Origin of the sequence: Metallosphaera yellowstonensis MK1 (genome assembly GCF_000243315.1) — an archaeon.
Lineage (GTDB): Archaea > Thermoproteota > Thermoprotei_A > Sulfolobales > Sulfolobaceae > Metallosphaera > Metallosphaera yellowstonensis.
On sequence record NZ_JH597768.1, the window covers coordinates 184680 to 203366 of the forward strand.

At 44.0% G+C, this 18687-nt stretch carries 19 protein-coding genes and 3 pseudogenes; 11 read left to right on the forward strand and 11 right to left on the reverse strand.

The genetic code is table 11. From position 1 onward, the window contains the following. Positions 1-3 precede the first annotated feature (3 nt). Positions 4-1257: an acetyl ornithine aminotransferase family protein gene (locus METMK1DRAFT_RS08445; RefSeq protein WP_009072934.1), complete on the reverse strand. Its 1254-nt coding sequence runs from the start codon at positions 1255-1257 to the stop codon at positions 4-6. A 121-nt stretch (positions 1258-1378) separates the two neighbouring features. Between METMK1DRAFT_RS08445 and METMK1DRAFT_RS08450 the strand changes: the two genes are divergently transcribed. Next, on the forward strand, positions 1379-2539 hold the full coding sequence (locus METMK1DRAFT_RS08450) for an acyl-CoA dehydrogenase family protein (protein ID WP_009072936.1): 1161 nt from the start codon (positions 1379-1381) through the stop codon (positions 2537-2539). Between the two features lie 157 nt (positions 2540-2696). Here the strand turns inward: METMK1DRAFT_RS08450 and METMK1DRAFT_RS08455 are convergent, their stop codons facing one another. Next, complete coding sequence (locus METMK1DRAFT_RS08455) at positions 2697-3053, reverse strand: PaaI family thioesterase (RefSeq protein ID WP_009072938.1); 357 nt, start codon at positions 3051-3053, stop codon at positions 2697-2699. An 81-nt stretch (positions 3054-3134) separates the two neighbouring features. Between METMK1DRAFT_RS08455 and METMK1DRAFT_RS08460 the strand changes: the two genes are divergently transcribed. From METMK1DRAFT_RS08460 to METMK1DRAFT_RS08470, 3 genes are read left to right on the forward strand one after another with little or no spacing between them, the layout of a single operon-like run. Further along, on the forward strand, positions 3135-3539 hold the full coding sequence (locus METMK1DRAFT_RS08460; RefSeq protein ID WP_009072940.1) for a hypothetical protein: 405 nt from the start codon (positions 3135-3137) through the stop codon (positions 3537-3539). Continuing rightward, positions 3536-4066, forward strand: coding sequence for a hypothetical protein (locus tag METMK1DRAFT_RS08465; RefSeq protein ID WP_009072941.1), 531 nt, complete (start codon positions 3536-3538; stop codon positions 4064-4066). The genes METMK1DRAFT_RS08460 and METMK1DRAFT_RS08465 overlap by 4 nt, the downstream gene beginning before the upstream one ends. A 34-nt stretch (positions 4067-4100) precedes the next feature. Next, positions 4101-4547, forward strand: a complete 447-nt coding sequence (locus tag METMK1DRAFT_RS08470) for a PaaI family thioesterase (RefSeq protein WP_009072944.1) — start codon at positions 4101-4103, stop codon at positions 4545-4547. Here the strand turns inward: METMK1DRAFT_RS08470 and METMK1DRAFT_RS08475 are convergent. After that, a complete protein-coding gene (locus tag METMK1DRAFT_RS08475; RefSeq protein ID WP_009072946.1) occupies positions 4531-4869 on the reverse strand; it encodes a winged helix-turn-helix transcriptional regulator in 339 nt (112 codons plus the stop codon). The two genes, METMK1DRAFT_RS08470 and METMK1DRAFT_RS08475, sit on opposite strands and share 17 nt — an antisense overlap. A gap of 65 nt (positions 4870-4934) precedes the next feature. Here METMK1DRAFT_RS08475 and METMK1DRAFT_RS08480 point away from each other — a divergent pair, with 65 nt between their 5' ends. After that, a complete protein-coding gene (locus tag METMK1DRAFT_RS08480; protein WP_009072948.1) occupies positions 4935-5141 on the forward strand; it encodes a CDGSH iron-sulfur domain-containing protein in 207 nt (68 codons plus the stop codon). On the opposite strand, the gene METMK1DRAFT_RS08485 is transcribed toward METMK1DRAFT_RS08480, so the two are convergent. From METMK1DRAFT_RS08485 to METMK1DRAFT_RS08505, 5 genes are read right to left on the reverse strand one after another with little or no spacing between them, the layout of a single operon-like run. Next, positions 5136-6965 carry an AMP-binding protein gene (locus METMK1DRAFT_RS08485; RefSeq protein WP_009072951.1) on the reverse strand — a complete coding sequence of 610 codons (1830 nt, stop codon included), beginning with the start codon at positions 6963-6965 and terminating at the stop codon, positions 5136-5138. The two genes, METMK1DRAFT_RS08480 and METMK1DRAFT_RS08485, sit on opposite strands and share 6 nt — an antisense overlap. After that, positions 6962-7390, reverse strand: a complete 429-nt coding sequence (locus tag METMK1DRAFT_RS08490; protein WP_009072953.1) for a Zn-ribbon domain-containing OB-fold protein — start codon at positions 7388-7390, stop codon at positions 6962-6964. Before METMK1DRAFT_RS08490 ends, METMK1DRAFT_RS08485 begins: the two co-directional genes overlap by 4 nt. After that, on the reverse strand, positions 7390-7890 hold the full coding sequence (locus METMK1DRAFT_RS08495; RefSeq protein WP_009072955.1) for a Zn-ribbon domain-containing OB-fold protein: 501 nt from the start codon (positions 7888-7890) through the stop codon (positions 7390-7392). Before METMK1DRAFT_RS08495 ends, METMK1DRAFT_RS08490 begins: the two co-directional genes overlap by 1 nt. Before the next feature lie 10 nt (positions 7891-7900). Then, positions 7901-9076 carry a thiolase domain-containing protein gene (locus tag METMK1DRAFT_RS08500; protein ID WP_009072957.1) on the reverse strand — a complete coding sequence of 392 codons (1176 nt, stop codon included), beginning with the start codon at positions 9074-9076 and terminating at the stop codon, positions 7901-7903. Then, positions 9073-10191 carry a thiolase domain-containing protein gene (locus METMK1DRAFT_RS08505; RefSeq protein WP_009072959.1) on the reverse strand — a complete coding sequence of 373 codons (1119 nt, stop codon included), beginning with the start codon at positions 10189-10191 and terminating at the stop codon, positions 9073-9075. Before METMK1DRAFT_RS08505 ends, METMK1DRAFT_RS08500 begins: the two co-directional genes overlap by 4 nt. Positions 10192-10739: 548 nt before the next feature. Here METMK1DRAFT_RS08505 and METMK1DRAFT_RS20080 point away from each other — a divergent pair. The 5 genes and pseudogenes from METMK1DRAFT_RS20080 to METMK1DRAFT_RS08530 all read left to right on the forward strand — a co-directional run bounded on the left by METMK1DRAFT_RS20080 (position 10740) and on the right by METMK1DRAFT_RS08530 (position 14616). Then, positions 10740-11698, forward strand: a pseudogene (locus tag METMK1DRAFT_RS20080) (IS701 family transposase). Positions 11699-11943: 245 nt separating this feature from the next. Next, on the forward strand, positions 11944-12348 hold the full coding sequence (locus tag METMK1DRAFT_RS08515; protein ID WP_009072964.1) for a HEPN domain-containing protein: 405 nt from the start codon (positions 11944-11946) through the stop codon (positions 12346-12348). Continuing rightward, entirely contained in the window at positions 12336-12668 is a 333-nt protein-coding gene (locus METMK1DRAFT_RS08520; RefSeq protein ID WP_016731698.1) for a nucleotidyltransferase domain-containing protein, read from the forward strand. Before METMK1DRAFT_RS08515 ends, METMK1DRAFT_RS08520 begins: the two co-directional genes overlap by 13 nt. A 512-nt stretch (positions 12669-13180) precedes the next feature. Further along, a pseudogene (locus tag METMK1DRAFT_RS08525) lies at positions 13181-14120 on the forward strand (IS110 family RNA-guided transposase); the annotation flags it as partial. Positions 14121-14196: 76 nt separating this feature from the next. Beyond that, positions 14197-14616, forward strand: coding sequence for a hypothetical protein (locus tag METMK1DRAFT_RS08530; protein WP_245544608.1), 420 nt, complete (start codon positions 14197-14199; stop codon positions 14614-14616). 38 nt (positions 14617-14654) lie between these two features. Here METMK1DRAFT_RS08530 and METMK1DRAFT_RS08535 read toward each other — a convergent pair whose 3' ends face one another. Next, positions 14655-14885 (reverse strand): heavy-metal-associated domain-containing protein, encoded by a 231-nt coding sequence (locus tag METMK1DRAFT_RS08535; protein WP_012718173.1) that lies wholly within the window; start codon positions 14883-14885, stop codon positions 14655-14657. 42 nt (positions 14886-14927) lie between these two features. After that, entirely contained in the window at positions 14928-15299 is a 372-nt protein-coding gene (locus tag METMK1DRAFT_RS08540; protein WP_009072978.1) for a winged helix-turn-helix transcriptional regulator, read from the reverse strand. Positions 15300-15353: 54 nt separating this feature from the next. Between METMK1DRAFT_RS08540 and METMK1DRAFT_RS08545 the strand changes: the two genes are divergently transcribed. Beyond that, complete coding sequence (locus METMK1DRAFT_RS08545) at positions 15354-17453, forward strand: heavy metal translocating P-type ATPase (protein WP_009072981.1); 2100 nt, start codon at positions 15354-15356, stop codon at positions 17451-17453. 143 nt (positions 17454-17596) lie between these two features. On the opposite strand, the pseudogene METMK1DRAFT_RS16525 reads toward METMK1DRAFT_RS08545, so the two are convergent. After that, a pseudogene (locus tag METMK1DRAFT_RS16525) lies at positions 17597-18486 on the reverse strand (IS5 family transposase). Positions 18487-18687: the final 201 nt, after the last annotated feature.

The window sequence follows — 18687 nt, forward strand, 5'->3', positions numbered from 1 at the left end:
CGCCTAAATCTGTTCTATTTCCTCCTTTATCACTTTAGTTGCTTTCATTGCCAACTCCTCCTCTATGACCAAAGGTGGCAGAAGCCTCACCACCGACTCTCCTGCACCTATGGCTAAGACCCCCCTTCTGAAGGAATTGAGCAAGACCTTGCTCAGGCCCTCTGGATACGGCCTTCCACCCTTCCTCAGATCTACCCCGAGCATCAGGCCCAATCCTCTCACCTCCTCCACGTAAGGAGATTTGATGTCATTGAGTTTATCTGCAATAGCCTTACCCACCTCACTCACGTGATCCAAAAGCCTGGGAACCTCCTCAAGAACCACCTCTGCTGCGGCTAAGGCTAATGGGTTTCCTCCGAAGGTGTTAGCGTGAGAACCTCTGGGTAGATCCATCAGCTCCTCCCTTCCAACCACTGCTCCTAGGGGGAGTCCCCCACCTAATGCCTTCGCTAAACACACTAGGTCTGGGTCGACAGAGAAGTGCTCAAACGCGAACATCTTCCCCGTCCTTCCTATTCCAGTTTGAACCTCGTCAAGAATCAAGAGTATTCCATGTCTCCTTGTGAGAGACCTCAACTGCTGAAGGAAGTCCTTGGGTGGAACCACGACTCCTCCCTCTCCCTGTATGGGTTCCAACAGTACTGCCGCAACGTCGTTAGGGTCCACCACCTTATTTAGAACCCAGTCCTCCAGATAGGAAATAACTTCTGCTGAACAGTCATCCCTGCACAGAGGATTGTGCTTGTCTGGATAAGGAAGTAGTAGAGTGGATGGCAGAAGCGGTGAAAACATGGATCTTTGAACGTACTTACTGGAGGTGAAAGACATGGAACCGAAGGTCCTACCATGGAACGAGTTGATGAATCCCAGGATATATTGTCTTCCAGTGCTAGCCCTAGCTATCTTTAGACTGGCCTCAACGCTCTCAGTACCGCTATTTGTGTAAAACACCTTCGTAGACCAAGGGAAGAAACCTGTCAATCTCTTGGCTACCCTGACGGCCAGCTCATAATAGAAATCGGTCAGACTGTAGTGCAAAAATTTCTCCATCTGTGTCTGAATAGCGTTTAAGACCTTCCTGTTCCTGTGGCCTAGGGCCATAACGCCTATGCCCGCATTCATGTCTATGTATACCCTCCCCTCAATGTCATACACCAGGGAGCCCTCAGCGTGGTCTATTACCAGGGGATACCATCTACTGAAGGACTGCATGAGGTACTTTGAATCCTCCTCCACGACTTCAGAAACGGAGACCATAAATATATATAAAGATTAGAGATATAAATATCGAACATGACTAATCGTTTCAATGAGTCCCCATTAAACATCTTTAAACCTTTCTCGGTAATTTTATAACTTTCTAGATAAATTAGATAATATGGACTTCTCTTTCTCGGAGGAAGAGAGAATATTCCAAGAAAACCTGAGGGAATTCCTCAGCAAGGAACTGAGGCCCATGATGCGAAGGATCGACAGTGAGGGAATTCCGCACGAGTTCGTTAAGAAGGCTGCGTCGCTGGGGATATGGGCTATGCCTGTGTCCCAGGACGTGGGGGGTCAGAGGGCCTCCTTCGTGTTGAGCTCCATCGCGGCTGAGGAGATAGCTAGGGCCGATTTCAGCATGGCCACTGCGGTGTTGTTCCTGCTTGAGAGCGGATGGGGATACGTCCTCGACAAGTATGGCTCCAAGGAGCTCAGGGAGGAGGTGCTCCCAAGGGTGACCTCAGGGGACTGGTTCCTGGGCATAGCTTCCACAGAACCAACAGGAGGGAGCGACGTCTCGTCCATAAAGACGGGGGCGGTAAAGAGGGGGAAAGAATATGTTATGAACGGCCAGAAGATCTACATAAGTGGAGTGTTAGAGGCTAAAGAATGGGGAGGAGGCCACTTGACTCTAGCCAAGACGAAACAGGAGGTTGGACACAAGGGAATAACCATGTTTTACGTGCCTATATCTATGGAGGGTGTCGAGGTTACCAAGATAGAGAACATGGGAAGATCCGGTATATCCTCTGGAATAATAAGGTATAATGACGCCAGGGTTCCTGAAAGATATGTAGTTGGGGAAGAGAACAGGGGGTTCTATTACGCCATGGACGGCTTCAATCACGCTAGGGTTCTGGTTGCGGCTGCATGTGTGGGAGCAGCTGAAGCCATCTTGGATATCGGGTTAGAGTACATTAAGTCCAGGGAGGTTTTCTCCAAGAAACTGAAGGACTTTCAGAGCATAGCCTTTGAGGCGGCTGAGCTCAGGACTAAGCTGGAGATGGCTAGGCTCCTCACATACAAGGCTGCATGGATGATGGACACTAACCCAGGTTCTGAGGAAGCGCCCATGTTTGCGGCCATGAGTAAGCTTGTAGCTCCTCAGACGGCGTTTGAGGTAGTCAAGGCGGTGATGATGTGGATGGGCGCTTACGGATACACTAGGGACGCACTTATTGAGATGGGCTTCAGGGGAGTGGTCTCTTACCTAGTTGGGGCTGAGGGAGCTATGAACGTCATGAGACTCATTATCTCTAAGAGACTCCTAGAGTAATGTAAAGGTCAAACTTCGTCGGTCAAGAGGTCGATACAATCCAAAGAGCTAATGCCCCCTCCATAGTTGACGAGATCCTGGCAACGTCTGTGAGGAGCTTCGCCTGAGGACTATACCGAAGAATCGTCGTAGAGGTGACTCCAGGAGGTCAGACCGTTCATCCCTCACGGGAATAGGATAAGGCCGAGGCCACCGCAACTATCAGTCCCTTCGAGTCCCTGACTACAATGTGATAAAGTGACGTGATCTTTCCAGGAGATTCCTCTATGGCCTCGACTGTCAAAGTATCACCGATGGTTACTGGTCTCCTGAAGGTAATGTTGACGTTGAGGGCCACAGCCCTCCTTTTCTGGTTGCTGACCTCCTCAAAGGCGGTGTCCACTAGGGCAAATATCACAGCTCCGTGAACCGTACCGTGAATGTTACCGTGAGATTCATTGGTCTTCAGCGACATCCTTACGTAACCGTCTCTCTCCTCATCCGTGACAACTCCTAGGACATCTCGGAAACTCATGACCTTTCAATAGCTAAGGGAGAGTGGCGCTTATGAACGCTTCTCTAGTTTTTTAAGTCCTCAGGTAAATTTAAAGAGCAAATGGATTCAGTGAAACTCGCGGCGTCCTTACTGGCCGTGGCCTTCTTGATAGCCGCAGCGGTAGAATTAAACTTGAGGGAATCTCTTGGGGAGAGCGTCCAACAGATTTTGAGCCTGAGACAATCATTGAAGAATCCGTCGCTTAAAACGGTCTCTGAAACAGCGAGTAACATAACGTTCTCGCTCCAAAATCCGTACAACTTGACTATCTATGTTTACAGTGTGACCGGGCCCTACGTCTCCCTGGAGAGGCCTAGTGTTATACCTCCTCTCCAAAACGGGACTTTTACCCTCAAGATAACTAACTTTTCGGCCTTCGAATCCCTCGCCAAATCTAGGGAGGAGAACATCACACTCCTCATAGGACTAGCCCAATTCAACTTTACGGTGGAGGTTAACCTATGAGATATCCCTTGACTTCCCTATACTACCTTTCGGTAATATTGATTTCAGCTGTTCCTCTGCCCTGGTGGTTCTACAGCGTGGGAGGAATAGTCTCCGTATCCGATTCTCCCTTTCAAGTACTGGTCTATTTCATGGGGGACAGACTCCTCCTTTCAGATGTCATAACCTTCCTGCTGACTGGGTTCAGGATATACGTGATATTCGTTGCCATAGGATATCTGTTAGAGACCATGAGGGGAAATCCAAAGATCTACTCCACGATGTTCTGGTTCCCCGTACTTTACGTCCTAGACCCTGTGATAATATACGTCGTCTTCCTCTTTCTGCCCAAACTTCTGGGGTTTCCTGCCAACTACCCTCTCCTGATCTGGGGAGAAGAGACCTTCACGTCATCGTATATGGGTAACCAGATAAGAGCGGAAGTGATGAGCTACCCAACTATCATGTATTGGGCCGCACTGGCATCTGCAGTTTTATACATCCCCTCCAGGCTTGAGATGAGGAAGAACAGGAAAGTAATGAAGTAATTAGAGTTTTAATTGTCTGTCCATATCCTTACCCATGAGGTTCAACACCCTCGAAGATCTCCAGTTGTATTTGGAAGAGGGAGATCCAGTCTTCAGGATGTTGCAGGCTAAAATAAGGTCTATCAAGCCTGGGGAGGCGGTAATTGAAGTACCGTATAAGGAGGAGATAACAAGGAGAGGTGGCGTACTTAACGGAGGGATGATAATGACGATAATGGATTTCGCAGGGGGTGTAGCTGTGGCTACAATCAATGATGGAGACGACCAAGTGACTCAAGAGCTGAAGGTCAATTTCCTGGAACCCATGTACAGGGGGCCTTTTCAATGCACCGCAAAGGTGATAAGGAAGGGCTTCACTGCCGTAGTGGTTGAGATAGAGCTAAGGGACTCACAAGGCTCTTTGGGAGCCAAGGCTTTGGGAACTTGGTATCTAATTAGGGGAAGAAGAGTGAGGGCTGAGGATATCAGGAACCACGATTAAGGACCCACTTCTCTCCCCACTGCCCCATCTGTTTGAAGAGCGATTCCAAATCCTTTCCTTTCTGCGTCAAAGTGTACTCAACTTTAAACGGTCTGGTAGCCACGACCTTCCTTTCAACTATTCCTGATTCCTCCATGAACTTCAATGTGGAGGAGAGGGTCTTAGAGCTCAAACCGGTCAACCTGAGGAGCTGATTGAAACCTTTAGGACCGTCAAAGAGATACCTGAGTACGATCAACCTGGACTCTGTGCCTATAATCTTTATGGTCTCCACAATAGGACATATGCTCTTGACCTCTTCACCAGGTGATCTAGACTCCATTTAGTTCCTTAAAGGTAAGCTCAGTCTTATATAATTTATCTTCTAAATCAGCTTTAGGAAATAAAATGCCCAGGTTAGTAAGGCACGATAGAAACTTTCCGTACCAGGTCAAGACGAACTCTGGAGAGGTCTTATGGATATGTGCCTGCGGTCTCTCCAAGAACAAGCCGTTCTGCGACGGTTCCCACAAAAAGACTCAAGATGAAAATCCCAATGAGATCTACGTATATGAAGGCGAGTCCAGAACTAGACTAACACCGCTCTATTTATAAAGAAAAAATCTTTTTTATGTGATCTAAAGCCCACGGGTTCTCTAGGGAAGAGACGTCCCCCAGTTCCCTTCCAAGTATCACGTTCCTGATCAGCCTCCTCATTATCTTGGCATTCCTAGTTTTTGGAAGCTCAGGTACCACTTTAACCTCTGAGGGAGACAGAGCCTTTCCTATTCTCTCCACAGCATACGCTAGAATTTCCTCTGTCAACTCCCTCGACTCCTCCTTGGGCACGACTAGACAGACTATCTTCTCCCCCTTCATAGGATCCGGTATTCCCACACAGGCAGACTCCACTACCTTAGGATGGGAGTTTATAACGGCCTCGATCTCTCCGGGACCTACCCTCTTCCCCGCCACCTTTATGGTGTCATCACTCCTCCCCACTATGTAAAAGTGACCCTCCTCATCACGCATGGCCAGATCTCCGTGAACCCATACTCCCTCCCACTTGGACCAATAGGTCTTTAGATATCTCTCCTCATCCCTCCAGAACCCTCTGGTCATCCCAGGCCAGATGCTCATGACCACGAGTTCACCCTCCACGTTGGGCGGAGCTGGTTGTCCCGATTCCAGGAGTACCTCAGCCCTTATTCCAGGAGAGGAACCGTTAAAACCAGAAGGCTTCATCTCCTTTACTACGTAGTTTCCCAAGATCCCACCGGAGATTTCTGTCCCGCCGGAGTAGTTTATAACTGGAGCCGAAGTAACCTTCTGTATCCACGTCCAATTTTCTGGATCTATCGGCTCTCCTGTATTACCCACCACTCGCACTTCTAGCCTAAGGTCAGGAGACTGACTCCTGAGCGTCCTTATGAGAGTTGCAGACATTCCCAGAATTGAAAGACTAGTACTTTCAATAAACTGAGATAGTGTGACAGCAGAAGGAACACCATCAAATAAGGCCACATTAGATCTCAGGAGTAGAGATCCGAAGACTAGCCAAGGTCCCATCATCCACCCCATATCGGTGATCCACGAAACAGTCTCTCCCTTACGTACGTCGAAGTGAAAATACATATCTGCGGAGGCCTTAATGGGGAACCCGCCATGAACGTGAACACATCCTTTAGGTCTCCCAGTTGTACCTGAGGTGTATACTATCATCATGGGATCTTCAGCTTCACTCTCCTCATATCCGTCCCCGCCAGTCTTAAAGACGTCCTTAAGATCGTGATAGTCCTTAATCTCCTTCCTTCCTTCGTTAAGGGCGACTTTGGTGACCCTCAGCTTCTCCAAGTTTTTTGAGAGATCTATCTCTCTGCCTTTCCTCTCGTAGGAGGTTACGGTGAATATCACTTTACTCTCACTGTCCTCAATCCTGACCCTCACAGGCTCCTCTCCAAACCCCGAGAAGAGGGGAACAGCTATCATGCCTGCTCTGACTATCCCCAACATCACGGGCACTATCTCTGCAGTCATAGGCATGTAAACTGCTACCCTGTCTCCCTTCTTCAGCCCAGCCTTTTTCAGCCAGCTGGAGACGGACTTAGTCTTGCTGAGAAGTTCATCGGGGTAAATCACCTTAACGTCTCCCCTCTCATTGAAGGAGATGACAGAGGTTCCCTCCAACTCTAACATGTCGGTTACATTGAGCCTAGATCCTAAGAACCACTTCGCCCATGGCTTTCCCTTAGAAATGTCTAGGATCCTCTCCGGTTCTCTCCTGAACTTCAATCCTAAGACCTTGAGGAAGACAGGCCAGAAAGTCTCTGGAGCTCTCCACGTCCACTCAATAAATTGGGATAGGTCCATCCCTCTTTCCGCGAGCCACTTGGCTACGTTGCTCTCCTCTAACCACTCTCTGCCAGGTATCCAGGTCATTTCGTCTTTACCCTGAGAGGAATTCCGTATTCCATTATTTCAACTTCGCTACCCGCCTTTAGCTCCCCCTGCACACTTCCCAAGAGTCCTCCACTGCATCCCCTAAATCTAATCAACCCTATAACCAAGGGCTTCTCCAACCTTCTTCCTTCATCGTCCTCATAGATTATTGTAAACGTATCTAGATACGGTCCCTTAGCCTCCACGTATTCTCCGTTCTCTACGAAGCAGTCCTCACAGTACATTCTGGGAGGTACGTAGATTCTTCCGCACTTGGTACACTTCCTTCCCAATATCTTACCTTCCTTGAGTCCGTTGAGAAACACCTCTCCGTCTACACCCAGCGTGTAAACGTAGCTCTCCACTTCCATTACATCCTTCCAGCTCAGAAGTGACGTTTCCTTACTTATCTTGTCCCAAGACATCATACCACCTCGAAACACTCTATGTCGTTTATACTCCCGGTCCTCTCTTCTCTGGGCTTCCACCTGGCCTTCACGATCTTGCCAAAAATAGTCATGTTCCTCACATCTTCATAGGAACAGCATATCCTGTGAAACAGTCCTGGGTAAACGTAATCCCTTGCGGTAGAGGGGAAGAGCCTTATCGTTCCCACGATCTCTGGATGGTCTAGCCTCTCCCTGGTCCAGGATATGAAACTAGCCACAGCAGTCATCACAACTCCCTCGTCCTTCACCTCCACCCACAGGCTCGTGGGGACGAAGCAGTCCTCACAGTACATTCTGGGAGGTACGTAGATTCTTCCGCACTTGGTACACTTCCTTCCCAATATCTTACCTTCCTTGAGTCCGTTGAGAAACACACTCAGAGCCTGTCCCGCAGTGTAGGAGTATCTAGCCTTCGGCTTGTCCTCCACTACTGGATGACGCTTCAAGTCCTCTTCCTTTAATGGATGTACCGTCACGCTAATCACCTCAGTTCCTCATGACTATCACTGTGGAGGCCTGCATGAGATCACCCCACGCCTGAGCTACCCCAGTGTGAACTGACTTCTTCACCTGCATCCCACCTGCGGTACCCTTGAGTTGCCAGTAAATACTTATCGTCTTCATGAGTCCAGCAGCTGCTATTGGGTTGCCAACTCCTAAAAGTCCCCCTGACGGGCTACTTGGTATTTCACCGTCCACATCGAAAAATCCCTCCCTCATGAGTGTGGGGGCTTCTCCCTTCTTGGCCAAGAGGAGCCCTTCCAAGTGATGGAGTTCCTTGTAGTCGAAGGGATCATAAGGCTCTACGACGTCTATCTCCTTCTGTGGCCTCTCTATACCGGCCATCTTGTAGGCCATCCTGGCCGCGTTCTCCAGGTATCTAGGATAAGCTAACTCCCTACCTGGCCAGGAGGTGTTGTCCAACGTCCAACCCACTCCTTCTACCCATATCGGTGTGTCGGTATATCTCCTTGCTATATCTCCGCTGACGAGTACCATGGCTGCCGCTCCATCACTCACGGGACTGACATCGAGGAGTTGAACTGGCCACACCAGAACCTCACTCTTTAGCACGTCGTCAACAGTTATATCTCCTCCCAACTGAGAGTATTGGTTCTTCTTGGCATTTCTCTTGTTCTTCACAGAGACCAAAGCTATGTCCTCCTTGGAGACCCTGTTCACGTTCATGTACCTGTGCATCTCCATGGCGAAGATCCATATTAGATTCGGGTTCAACGGTTTCTCGGTGATGGGATCCCAAATGTATCTGAATACCGACTGGGGATGAGGTCTCCCAGGGCTCATCTTCTCTTCGGCCACGGCAAGAACCTTCTGGCATAATCCGCTAGCTACGTGATACCATGCTGATATGGCAGTCATCACCCCAGTTGCACCTCCCACGTACACTCTGCTGACAGGCTTTCTCACCCCACCAGCCCCATGGGCCAAGTATTCCCCTTTCATGTGAACCCCGTCGAAGGCATCGGGCGCACTTCCTATTACGACACAGTCCACGTCCCTGAGCTCAAGTCCGGCCTCGTCCAAAGCCCTCCGACTTGCCTCCCACGCCAATTCCTGTGGGGTATCCAGCATCCTCCTCCTGAACGGGGTCATCCCAGCACCTATAACTGCGACGGGCCTGAACCTCAGGTTAGTCCTCATCTCGACATCACCGCTACTGAACCCGTGAAAGTGAAGAATCCCCTCCAACTGCCGACTATGGCAGATTCTTCGCCTTCCCTCATGTACTCCACAGCGTCGAGGAGCAGGGATAAGCCAGATGCCTCGAGGGGATAACCCTTAGCCAGAAGACCTCCCTTAGGGTTCACGGGCAGATAACTTCCGGGATGGAAATAACCCTCCCTCAACTTCTCGACCACATCCGTGATGCCCAGGGCCTCCAGATGTTCTAGTTCCTTGTGACTGTACCTATCGTCCACGAATATTCCCCTGAATTTAAGGGGAGACTCCACTCCAGCCATGAGGTACGCTCTCTCCGCAGCCAGTCTCATATACCTCGCCTCCCCTAACGTGGCCAGCTCGAGATTGGAACTGTCGGTGGCGAACCCTATTCCGTGTATCCATATGGGAGTATCACTGAATCGCCTAGCCACAGTCTCAGAGGCTAGAACTACCACGATGGCGGCGTCTACGGGTTGAGCTATGTCGAGCCTAGTGAACGGGGTGAGGACGTAATCTTGAGAGAGTACGTAATCCTTATCGATCCTCGCTGCATAGGGAGCTTTACTACTAGAGAGCCCTGCGCTCTTGTTCTTACTCACAACCTCCGCTAGATCTGCCCTAGTAGCCTTACCGCGGCTCAGGAACTTGGTTGCATCAAGTGCAGCCACGAAATGAATGTTGGGAACTTTGGCACTCCTCACGTATATGGGATCCTCGGAGAGCTTAACAACGTCGCTAAAAGTGATAATGTCGCTGGGTTTGGCGTGAGATTCCACGACCACGACGTCCGCTAACCCTGAGGTTATTTGCATGACTCCGTGTGCCACCCCTTGAAGCCCGTCCCCAGCCACAGTCATTGTGGGCCTCATGGCACCCCCTATGGGATCCGGAGCAAACTCATCGGAGATTGAAATCCCTTCCCAGAAGTCTTCCTGACACGAGATGAAGGTGTCCACATCCTTCCTAGGATCCATGCCTCCTGCATCATAATAGGCCCTAGACGCAGCCTCGAACATCATCTCCCTGAAAGAAAGGTCGTGGACGTGCGGTGAGAAACCATACCAACCCACCCCCACGACTGCCACTTTCTCCAAGTTCTCACAATAATTGTTAGGATTTTAAAAGTATTAAAAGTTTCCTAAGATTATATTATCCATCGCCTAAATGGTGATTCAAGCCTCCATTGCGATCATTTCGTTCCCGTGGCTTGAGACAATGGTAATTGAGCATACATGGACGACGTAATATCTTGGAGATGAGCAGGAGGTTCATGTCGCGTTCGAAATCCTGAAGTAGTACTCAACTCAGCCCCTAAGTCAAGCTGGGGGGTCCCCTCGTCTCAGCGGATTACCCTCGTTTAAGAGATATGGTTTAGCGAAGAGAGCCTGAATCGCCTTTGTCAATAGTTTCAGCTAAATCGTAAAATTTACATTATTTAATATTATTTAAGATTCCTAAACTCTTTAACGCTATCAAGTAAGCTGGGGCACTATGCCTGTCAAAACCCTTCTCTCATCACTTTCTCATGTTCTTCCGAGTTTGTAGTACCCTTAGGATTAACTAAGATTACAGTAATTATGGGAATCTTAGGGAGGTAATATAGGGAAGTCGGTATTGTGAGAAGTTTTTCGACGTCGACCTGCTGAAAGGGTACGGAAAGGGACTGATCGAGTTCGCTAGGGAGAGTCTGTCGGGGAGGTCAACAGGCTGGGAGTGGATAGGGGAAGGGGAGGAGCAGGAAGGTTAACTGGCCTGATCCTCGTGGTCCAGACGGAGGGTCAGCGTGAGGAATAGGGCCGAGACGTTCGGGTTGGAACGTGAATCGATGGGGCGTTGGGAGAACTTGGGGACGCGTGGAGGTCCTGTCAGGCTGGTGAAGGGACCTGTCATCGTGGACGACATCGTGGACCACAATGCTCAGGGGGACGTGAGCCCCCGAGAACTACTGGATCTACTGCCACACCCACGGGAGGTTCGAGAGGGCCGAGCTCCTCACGATCGCCGTAGTGGACCTCGGGCAGGACGTTCACGGTTTCCCCTACGCCGTGAGGAAGACGTTGAATTTGTGAGGGTCACCGAGTTCAAGACCAAGATCGACGTGGCCAGATGTTGGACGTGCTCAAGGAGCCCTTCCGGTAGCCAGGGTCGTCTTCGACCCCAGTACTGTCCGAGAAGCTCGTGACGGACAACGTGGTGTCTGAGCTCAAGTCCAACCGAGCCCAGGGTCTGCCCGGGGGACCCTCTGGGAGGGGCACCTCCCAGTGGGATACCCCCTGGAGTCTACTTCGTCTCCCTGACCCTGGGAGGCCGAGTGGTCACGGTGAAGTTGCTCGTCCGGGAACACGACTCCGGGACACAGGCCAGGTACCTCTACACGACCGACCTCTCGCTCAGCGGGGAGGAGGTCTGGAGGATGAGGTGGGAGATCGAGGACCTCCAAGGGACGTCAAGACCCTGGGACTCCTCGTTCTGGAGGAGGGAGAAGATTAAGGGCTACCTCACGATCTTCACCATCAACAACGTCGTCAGGGAGCTGGTGGGGGAGCTGAACCTGAGGAGCGTGGAGGCGTTCCTCAGGTCCTCAAGCGCCGTTTAGCCTGACCGCCGGGGCTGATGAAAATCTTTAAGTTACGTTAAAGTCCCATAACTGCTGTAACTAAGATACTGCTTAATCCTGATAACTTACGCTGGGTTTAGGGATGTTAATAAGTTTGAAAACAAGCTGTAACTTAAGCCGGTTTAGTAGAGTAAGAGTAGTGAATCTCATCAAGGTTTTATTGGGGAAATAGGTCAAGGGAAACTGCTAATGAATAAAAAACTTTATGTTTTTATTAGTAAGGTTTGTTATGCATGAATTACATTACGTGTTCTGTAAGAGAGCTTTAGAATACTTAAAAGCATCTGAAGATTCTTTAAATAAAGGTTTATATGACGTTAGTGGTGTATTGACCCAAATATCTGCGGAACTTTCAATTAAGGCTACAATACAATTTTTAGGATATTCATTTCCAGAAACACATGAAATTAGGAAACTACTTAGTATCTTATCTTCTTTAACTTTAAGAGATGAAATACAAAACTTTGTTAAGTCTAGAAGGGGAGAATTAATACTTTTAGAGAACGCTAGAACAAGAGGACAGTATTTATCTTACGGTTTAGATAGGGAAGATGCAGAAGTTTGTTTAAATATTGCTAAGGAGATTATTAATTTAATGAAAAAGATATGGGGGAATAAGTGGTGTTCGGATTAGAAAGAATAGAATTTTTGGAGAAAAATTGGAGAAAAATTGCTGAGACAGTTCTACATAAATCTAGGGAAATAGCTAATGTAAAAGAGGTAATAGTTTTCGGCTCAGTTATTAAGGGCAAAACCATGGGTGCAAGTGACTTAGATCTCGCCCTAATTATTAGGGGACTAAATAAGAGCGAGATAAGCAAACTATTAATTAAAATCCATTCAGCCTTACCAGACGAAATTTCAGAAATAATAGATTTAACCATAATTGCAGAAGAAGATGAGGACGATTTTCTAAAATTTGTAGGTAATAATTATGTTATAATTAGTGACTAATGGAAAATAATTAATATAATTGTATTTCTATAGAAACTGACTTTTTAAATATCTAATTTTCATAATAGCTGTAACGAGTTTATAACTTCTCTAAATGCAAAATATAGAAAAATATTGAGAAAAGCTTGTATTATTCGAAATAAACCTAGCCTTTGTCTCGTTTAATCTTCTAGGCTTCTTATTAATTAACTACACTCGGCATGCTTAGCTCAATAGCTCTCATTACTAGTTTACACTAGATTTATCCAATTTTCTAATTATTATTTTATTATTATAATAGCCATTATGAAAAAAGACTATATAATCAGAAAGTTAGAAGCTTATCAGATTTACTAGCATTGGATTAAATAATGAATATCATATATAACTGGTATAACTGGACTGCTGGAGCTAATTTGTGTTTACCCGTGGCGTAACTTATCCTTACTTTTAATTACTTTTAATTCCGCCACGGGGAACCTATATAGGTTTTATTAGTCGAGGAGAGTAATACTCTCCTCGGCTGGGGAAACATGGTCGACTTAGAAACTGAAGTAAAGTCTTCGGAAGAGGGCGTGACAAACCCCTACCGTCGGACTGAACATTGTGACAAAATTCACGCATATAGGTGTGATAAAGAGGTAGGGGTAATAGGAATAGATATATCAAAAGATCATTAGGGGGAGGGTGAGAAAATACGAGAACAAAAAGGAGGGTTATGAAGAGATACTTAAAATGAAACCTTGCACAATAGTCCTAGAGCCTACCGGAGTATACGCAATAAGGCCTTCACAATACTTCAAGGAGAAAGGGATAAAAGTTAGTCCAAACGCGTTATCAAGGGAAAAGGAGTTTAGAGGAAAGAAAACAGATTTTTACGACGCGGAAAAATTAGAAAACATGGTTGATAAGGCCAAGGAGTACGAGTTTAACTCCTTGAGGGAACTGGTAACACTCTACCTCTTCCTAAAGGACATAGAGGTAAAGTACAAGAATAGGTTAAAGAGGACACTATTCCTAGTAAGTGATAACGATAAGGTAAACAAGGATAGGTTAGAAAAACTTGCGAAAGGAGATTTTACACGAGAAGAGCTCTACCAACTTGAATATACCCCCTTAGTGCTTGAGGAGATCAAAATCTTGGCTAAAAACCTTCTTGAGATTCAAGAGAGGTTGAAGGAGGTTAGGAGGATGATTGAGGGGCAAGTTCCTCAAGATCATGTCCTATTGACGATACCGGGTGTTGGGAGGCTTGCAGCTGGTATTATTATTGGTATTGTTGGTGATATTAGGCGTTTTCCTAAACCAGAGTCCTTTGTGGCTTATTGTGGTTTAGATCCCGTAGTTGAGAGGAGTGGAAGAGCTGTAATAAGTAGGGGGATTTCCAAGAGGGGTAATAAGTACTTGCGTAGCTTGTTCTACTTTTTGGCAGTGAGGAATTATTCTAGGAATCCAACCTTATTTAGGACTTTTTCTTACGCTTACTAAAGAATCATTAACTATAGATAGTGAAAAATGTTTATAGATGCATAAAAACATAGTCTTTAATATGCCAGAACATCCTGAACATCCAGGTAGGGAACATCCTGGTAAAGAACATCCGACAAAAGAACATCCAGGTAAAGAGATCAGTTTAGATGATTTAGCAAAAACAATAGAGGACTTTGTAAAAATGGATTCTGAGCTAAAAGGCGGATATTTTCTAATTTATGATACGGCAACTAATAAGCCATTGGCTCTTAAATTACAAAGAGTACATAAAGATAGATTATCAAAAGTTTCTGAAAACAAATATTTTGCATGTGCAGATTTTATATCATCAGAAGGTAAATTATATGATTTGGATTTCTTCGTAGAGAGTATGCACGATCAGTTGAAAGTTACTGAAATTTCTATACATAAGGAACAAGGTGTACCAAGGTATAACTGGGTAGAAGAAGGAGGAATATGGAAAAAAGTTAAAATCTAATTTCTTATCTTTTTTATTATTAAATTATAATGAAGCTATCATAGTTCTCTTATTTCTCCGACTAGATAACCTGCACTATTGATTTTTTCTCTTATTTCCTTTTCTATTTTACTTAAATCAGATTTATCATTTACATCTAAATATGCTAAGCCCTCATTAAGATTAATGTTTATATTTAATATACCCTTAATCTTCTTTAACCTATTAGTTACGTTTATTACACATCCTTCACATTCCATACCTTTAATTTGAACTACTAATTTTCTCATACTATTACTATTCTCCATTATTTATATAAATATTTAGCTTGATTATCCTTTACTTACTTTATTGGAGTTAAGTATAGGACAATCGTAGTGACCAGTATAATCTGCTGCCCATTTAAGTAAGGGAATTACTGCCTTTCTTAATCTTTTGCCTTCAGTTGTTAAAGAATATTCAACTCTAGGTGGAGACGAATTAATTATGACTTTTTTAACTAATCCCATACTTTCCATTTGTTTCAATACATCAGATAAAGCCTTAGGACTAATCCCGTCAATTCTATTTAATATACCGTTAAAGCCAATCTTTTCTTCAACTCCTATTATATTTAGTGTTAGAAGAAACCATTTTCTTGAAATAACGTTTATAGTATCGACTAGTGGACATATTTGCTTAGTAGCTTTATTAGACTTTACCATATTACTAACTATAAACTTTATAGTTTATATATTTTTGTAACTATCTTAACACATATGACAACTCAGAATAAAGAGTTAAGAATAGAAAGGTTTTATGTAGGGGGCATGGCTTGTAGTTTTTGTGCTTCAACAATAGAGAAAGGATTAAGTAAAGTTAACGGTGTGGAATCTGCAAGAGTTTTTCTAGAATCAGGAGAGGTTATAATTAAATATGATAAATCCTTAGTTAGTCTAGAACTATTAAAAAAAGAAATAGAGAGATTAGGTTATTATGTTTTTGATAAAACTCTTGATTCATCAGCAGTATTGAAAGATTCTAAGAGAAGAGCTCTAATAAGCTGGCTCTTAACAATAATTTCATTTCTATTAACTTTGCCTATGATGATAAATGTATACACATTACCCTATTACATATTTTATGTTAACATACTAATTGTAACGTTTAGTTTGTTTTACATTGCGTTACCTATTCATGAAGGAGCTTTAAATGCATTAAAAAAGGGAATCTTAAACGAGCATGTTTTATATGGAGTAGCGGGAATTTCCGCGTATATTTTAGGTCTCATTGGCATTCTAAATCCTAATCTTAGGACATTCCTTTTCATTTCTGCTTTGCTTACTTCTTTACATCTAACTTCAGGGTGGATGGGCGCTATATTACGATATAAAGCAGAAAAAGCTTTATCAAAAATTGTAGAACTTAGACCTCCAATTGCACATTTAATTGATGGTAGAGACGTTCCTATAACTCAATTAAAAAAAGGAGATGTGGTTATCGTTAAGCCTGGCGAGAAAATACCGTTAGACGGAGTGGTAATAGATGGAGAGAGTGAAGTATCTGAGGCTATAATAACTGGAGAGTCTGAGCCAGTAATTAAGAAAGTTGGAGATACTGTAATAGGAGGCTCTACTAACGGCAATGGGTATTTAACAATTAGGATAACTAATGACTATTCAACTAGTTATTTAACAAGAATCCTTGGATTAGTAAATGAAGCTAAACAAGGAAAATCCAGAATGATGACATTTTTCGATAAGGTTGTAGATAGAATATGGGTTCCATTTGTTTTAACGATTTCTTTCTTAACATTTCTTGGTTGGCTAATTGTAGGCCATTGGGTATATGGAATTATAAACGCATTATTAGTTATGGTAATAGGCTATCCTTGTGCAATAGGCTTCTCTTATCCTTCAGTAGACCTTTCATTATATGAAAAATATATAAATTTAGGAATTCTCATAAAAAATATTAATATTTTAGAAAAATTTAGTAACATAAAGGCTATAATTTTAGATAAGACCGGAACTTTAACTTATGGTTTACCAATAGTAAAGGAGTTTTATGGTGATATTAAAGCTTTAACTTATGCAGCTTCTATTGAGAGATTTTCTTCACATCCCATCGCAAAAGCAATAATACAATATTCTGAGAAAAAAGGTATTAGATTTTTAGAAGTTAAAAATTTCAGGGAAATAATCGGAAAAGGAGTTATGGGAGAGATAGAAGGGAATAAGGTATTTATAGGAAGGAGAGAAGCTGCGAATTGTGATGTAAATAATGAAGATATAAATATAGTAATTTGCGTTAACGGAAGACTGGTAGGGGGATTTATAATTAAAGACGTTCTTAGAAGTGATGCTGAAGAATTTGTAAAAGAAATTAGAAAGCTCGGAATAAATCCAATAATGCTTAGTGGAGATAAGGAGAACATAGTTAAAATAATTGCAGAGAGTATTGGCATAAAGGAGTTTTATGGAAATTTATCACCAGAGGATAAAGTAAAAATTGTTAAGGCTATTAGAGAGAAATTAAACGGAAATATCATGATGATTGGAGATGGGATTAATGATGGTGGAGCCTTAGCATTCTCTGATATATCAGTTGCCATGGGTAATGCTGTAGATATATCTAAAAATGTAGCGGACATTATATTAGTAGGTAATAATTTTAGCTCGCTACTTTTAATGCTTATAAAGAGGAATAGACTAGCCAAAGCTCCGGCATTAAATGTTATAATAGCATTATCTTATAATGCAATAGGAATACCGTTAGCTATTTTAGGTATATTAAGTGGACCCTTAGCAATGTTAATAATGATATTAAGTTTAATTTCAGTATTTGCTAATGCTAGACTATCTATGATATATGCGTAAAATTACTTAAAATGTTCTAAAATCTTTATTTTTAAATTTTATTAGTTATGCTTTGTTGATCTCTTCAATTTATTTCATAAGCATGATATGATACACTGAGAATTTTTCAGTAATTAATATTTATTTCAACGTTATTCGCAAGCTCACACCCTAATACCCGGAGCTCTACCAACTAAAGAATTAGCCAAGTGGACCATCCATGCATAAGCCCAGAACTTGAGCTTAGCCTCAACCACTTGTCCTAAAAAACTTGTAGCCCTAACAGATTCCCCAAAAGTACGCTTCACAGCAGAGAATAAGGACTCAATCCTCCACCTAACACCATAACCCTTCTCCTCCCTCCAACGATTATAACCCAACCTCTTGAACTCCCTTACAGCCTTTCTCCTAGCAGGATGGCCACGCCTAGTAGAAGCGTTCTTCCTAGGTGGGACAACAACCTCAACCCCAGTCTTGTAAACCTCATTAGCATCATAAGCTTTATCTCCATAAAACTTCTTGACCTTCTTTCCCTTATCTTGTAAATCCTTAACTGTCTTAACTGCAGTCTCAACCTCGTTGCTGGTTACTTCAGCGTTTATTACGTTGAATTGGTCCTTATCAATTACTATTTCGATTTTGAGGAATTTTGAGTCCTTGGTTTTACCCCACTTGGCGATAATGTATTGTCCTCCCTTGTTTGTGCTTATTCCCGTTGCGTCTGCTATTACTTCAAGTTGGTCATTTGCCTCTGGGAATTTTATGTTCATGTTTCTTACTCTTTCCCATATTGTTGAGTAGTCTAGGCTTGATGATTTTCAGTCTCTCTAGTGCTCTCAATACTCCTTCTATGGCCCTATAAGGTAGGAAGATGTGGAGGAATGCTAGGAATTCGTTGAACTCCTTTGGTGCCTTGTAGGTTTTCTTGGCATGCCTATTCTCCTCTGCTAGTAAACCAGTGTTCGAAGACGTAGAAGGGGAACATTAGGGTATATCTCGTTATAACGTTCTCGTCGTACTTGTGCCAATCCCTCTTGTACTTACTCTTTCCCATGGGTAATACTCGGTATAATTATTTATAAATTTTTGTATAATTCTGAAGTAGCCCACAAAGCATTATTAGTTAGCGTTAATAGTGATATAATTATGAGAAAAAGAATTGTGCTTTCGATTCTTATGATGGCTTTGGGCGATTCAGGTCTCCATTGCGATTTCTATTTGTTTCTATAGAATGAAAGTGACTTAATTGATCCTA

Coding starts and splice junctions, on each gene's coding strand:
- METMK1DRAFT_RS08445 (WP_009072934.1), bottom strand. CDS start 1,257: ATGGTCTCCGTTTCTGAAGTCGTGGAGGAGGATTCAAAGTACCTCATG.
- METMK1DRAFT_RS08450 (WP_009072936.1), top strand. CDS start 1,379: ATGGACTTCTCTTTCTCGGAGGAAGAGAGAATATTCCAAGAAAACCTG.
- METMK1DRAFT_RS08455 (WP_009072938.1), bottom strand. CDS start 3,053: ATGAGTTTCCGAGATGTCCTAGGAGTTGTCACGGATGAGGAGAGAGAC.
- METMK1DRAFT_RS08460 (WP_009072940.1), top strand. CDS start 3,135: ATGGATTCAGTGAAACTCGCGGCGTCCTTACTGGCCGTGGCCTTCTTG.
- METMK1DRAFT_RS08465 (WP_009072941.1), top strand. CDS start 3,536: ATGAGATATCCCTTGACTTCCCTATACTACCTTTCGGTAATATTGATT.
- METMK1DRAFT_RS08470 (WP_009072944.1), top strand. CDS start 4,101: ATGAGGTTCAACACCCTCGAAGATCTCCAGTTGTATTTGGAAGAGGGA.
- METMK1DRAFT_RS08475 (WP_009072946.1), bottom strand. CDS start 4,869: ATGGAGTCTAGATCACCTGGTGAAGAGGTCAAGAGCATATGTCCTATT.
- METMK1DRAFT_RS08480 (WP_009072948.1), top strand. CDS start 4,935: ATGCCCAGGTTAGTAAGGCACGATAGAAACTTTCCGTACCAGGTCAAG.
- METMK1DRAFT_RS08485 (WP_009072951.1), bottom strand. CDS start 6,965: ATGACCTGGATACCTGGCAGAGAGTGGTTAGAGGAGAGCAACGTAGCC.
- METMK1DRAFT_RS08490 (WP_009072953.1), bottom strand. CDS start 7,390: ATGTCTTGGGACAAGATAAGTAAGGAAACGTCACTTCTGAGCTGGAAG.
- METMK1DRAFT_RS08500 (WP_009072957.1), bottom strand. CDS start 9,076: ATGAGGACTAACCTGAGGTTCAGGCCCGTCGCAGTTATAGGTGCTGGG.
- METMK1DRAFT_RS08515 (WP_009072964.1), top strand. CDS start 11,944: ATGCATGAATTACATTACGTGTTCTGTAAGAGAGCTTTAGAATACTTA.
- METMK1DRAFT_RS08530 (WP_245544608.1), top strand. CDS start 14,197: ATGCCAGAACATCCTGAACATCCAGGTAGGGAACATCCTGGTAAAGAA.
- METMK1DRAFT_RS08535 (WP_012718173.1), bottom strand. CDS start 14,885: ATGAGAAAATTAGTAGTTCAAATTAAAGGTATGGAATGTGAAGGATGT.
- METMK1DRAFT_RS08540 (WP_009072978.1), bottom strand. CDS start 15,299: ATGGTAAAGTCTAATAAAGCTACTAAGCAAATATGTCCACTAGTCGAT.
- METMK1DRAFT_RS08545 (WP_009072981.1), top strand. CDS start 15,354: ATGACAACTCAGAATAAAGAGTTAAGAATAGAAAGGTTTTATGTAGGG.